Origin of the sequence: Aquimarina sp. RZ0 (assembly GCF_008370685.1) — a bacterium.
Lineage (GTDB): Bacteria > Bacteroidota > Bacteroidia > Flavobacteriales > Flavobacteriaceae > Aquimarina.
Genome location: NZ_VTZU01000180.1, coordinates 1 through 2,543, shown reverse-complemented (window position 1 = coordinate 2,543; position 2,543 = coordinate 1). Strand labels below are relative to the sequence as shown.

The 2,543-nt window shown below is 35.2% G+C and carries 2 protein-coding genes; both read right to left on the bottom strand.

The genetic code is table 11. The features are described 5' to 3' along the window. Window positions 1–85: 85 nt before the first annotated feature. Complete coding sequence (gene istB, locus F0000_RS27025) at window positions 86–823, bottom strand: IS21-like element helper ATPase IstB (RefSeq protein ID WP_149627809.1); 738 nt, start codon at window positions 821–823, stop codon at window positions 86–88. Between the two features lie 27 nt (window positions 824–850). Continuing rightward, complete coding sequence (gene istA, locus F0000_RS27020; RefSeq protein WP_149627808.1) at window positions 851–2,404, bottom strand: IS21 family transposase; 1,554 nt, start codon at window positions 2,402–2,404, stop codon at window positions 851–853. Window positions 2,405–2,543 lie beyond the last annotated feature (139 nt).

Genomic DNA, 2,543 nt, shown 5'->3' with positions numbered 1-2,543 from the left:
TGGCTATTTCGGAGTGACCGTGCCACCTATTTCGGTCAAATGGTGCCACTTTGAGAGATACTGCAATTATAGTTAAATTTTATTATTATTGGTTTTTTAATTTTCCTTTTCTTAACGATTCACCCACCAGATTTATTCTATGTGATGAGTTTACAATTCGATCTAGTATAGCGTCAGCTATAGTTCCTTCACCAATGATATCGTACCAAGCAGATACAGGTATTTGTGATGCAATAATGGTTGATTTCTTATTATATCTATCGTCTATTATATCCATTAAAGCTTCTCTAGCGTGATTATCAAAACTCTGTAAACCAAAGTCATCAAATATTAATAGTTCAGCTTTTAGTAATTTAGCAAGTTCTTTGAGGTATGTTCCATCTACTTTACTCAGTTTTAATTTTTTGAGAAGTCTAGCAGTATTAGCATATATAGTTTTATGTTGCATCATACAGGCTTGATGTCCTAGAGCTTGAGCTAGATAACTTTTACCTACTCCCGAAGCTCCTGTAATGATTATATTTTCTTTTCTAGTTATAAAATCTAATGCCGCTAGGCGTTCAAACATATTCTTGTCTAGATTTCTGTTTTGAGTATAGTCGATATCTGCTAGGTTTGCTTTTTGTTTAAAACAAGCTTGCTGTAGTAGGCGTTCTATCTTTCGGTTTTCTCGATCTTCCCATTGATGATCAGTAAGCAATGCTAAATAGGAATCGGCTGTATGAGTCTCTACCCGATTATCTTTTAATTGGTTGTAGTGTAGTTCAGCCATTGCAGATAATCGCATTGCTTTTAGTTTTTCGATAGTTTGATTTGTATTCATTGTTTAAAATTTAAGTGATACATTATTTTAATTGTAATTGGATGCTCCTCGGGTATTCTGATGTTTTGGGATATGTGATTTTTCTTGTTGTTCATCTTGAAAAAACAAGGAGCTTTGGTCTAGGTTATTTTTGAGGATATTCTCGATTCGTCTATACCCTACAGCATCCGCCTGTAAGGCTCTTTTGCAAGCGTTATCTAATCGATCTGATCCATAGGATTTATGTAATTGGATAAGTCCCATCGCTCTTTTATAGCCTATTTCTGGATAGTCTACACTAGCAATGATTTGCGTAACACAAGAGGCAACATGAGTGCCATGCTGGGCTGCTTTGTTTTTAAAAAACTCAGGACTCCAGTCACTATAGTGTTTATGAGTACTATTCAAATGCTCTTTATTGGTAATGTAAGAGCCTTTGGATGGATTACGAGAGTGTAGCGCAATACGCTGATGATTATAATAAACCTCTACTGTGCTAGTGGTATAATGAATGGTAGTTTCTCTTCCTATATATCTGTAAGGAACACTATAATAGGTTTTATCCGGAGAAAAATAGATATACCCTATTTTCTGAACTTTAGCTCTTCGATATTCTTTAAGTTCATACCTACTAGTAGGTAGTGGTTTTAAATATTCTCGCTCTACAGATTGGAAGAGTTCTAAACGACTGGCTTCTTTTCTCTTAAAAAGAAGGTTGTTATATTTTTCTAATAAAATTCGTATTTCTTTGTTTAATTCCTCTAAAGAAAAAAAAGTCATCTCTCTTAATGGGTAGTATATACGTTGATAGGCAAGATGAACTGCATTTTCTACCAATGCTTTATCCTGAGGTGAATAACTTCGAGTAGGGTTTATTACACAATTATAGTGTCTGGCAAAATCCTTAAAACTACGATTAATCTGAGCTTCATATTTACTAGATCTGGTTACAGCTGATTTTAGATTATCAGACACAATTGCTTTTGGAACACCTCCATAAAAATATAACGCATTTTCACTGCAACGAATCAAATCTTCTCGTTTTTGACTGCTGCAAGCTTCTACATAAGTATATTGACTATTAGGTAAGATAGCTACAAATACCTCTACAGCAATAAGCTCTCCTGTAGTTTTGTCTACGATATGAAGTTTTTTACCTGCATAATCAATAAACATATCGTTACCAGCTTGATGTTCTAGTTTCATAGAACCTTTTTGCTTGGTATATTTCCTACGGTAATGCTCCATAAATTGAGTATAACTGTAAGGGTTGGCTGCGCGCTCACTATATTCTCCATAATGATAAAGAAATGTAAAACCTGGATGATTACGAGCCTTATTTACACCCTCAAAATAGCGCATCAACTCATCGTATCTAGGGTTGTTGATGGTCGTGTGGGAAGGAAAAAGAGAGGCTAATCCAGTAGTATCAAAGCTCAGTAACTCCTTGAAAGAATAATCACTGCCTTTAAACAAGCCAATGTAGCTGTTTACAGTATTACGAGAAATACCCAAGGTAGCTCCAATTTTACGGTTGCTATAACCATCTAAATGTAATGTGATAATTTGTTTTAAGTCCATCGGATCAAGTGTGTTGGCCATATCGCTATTTTGGCGATAAGGTAATTACTTGATCTCTCGTAGTGGCACAAATCGAACCGATATAAATGGCACAGTTTGAACCGAAATGACTGGCACTATAACTCCGAAATCATTGGCACAAATCGAACCGAATTAACCA

Bases quoted from the DNA above. Each gene is read 5' to 3' on its own strand.
- istA (WP_149627808.1), bottom strand. From the start codon at position 2,404: ATGGCCAACACACTTGATCCGATGGACTTAAAACAAATTATCACATTA.
- istB (WP_149627809.1), bottom strand. From the start codon at position 823: ATGAATACAAATCAAACTATCGAAAAACTAAAAGCAATGCGATTATCT.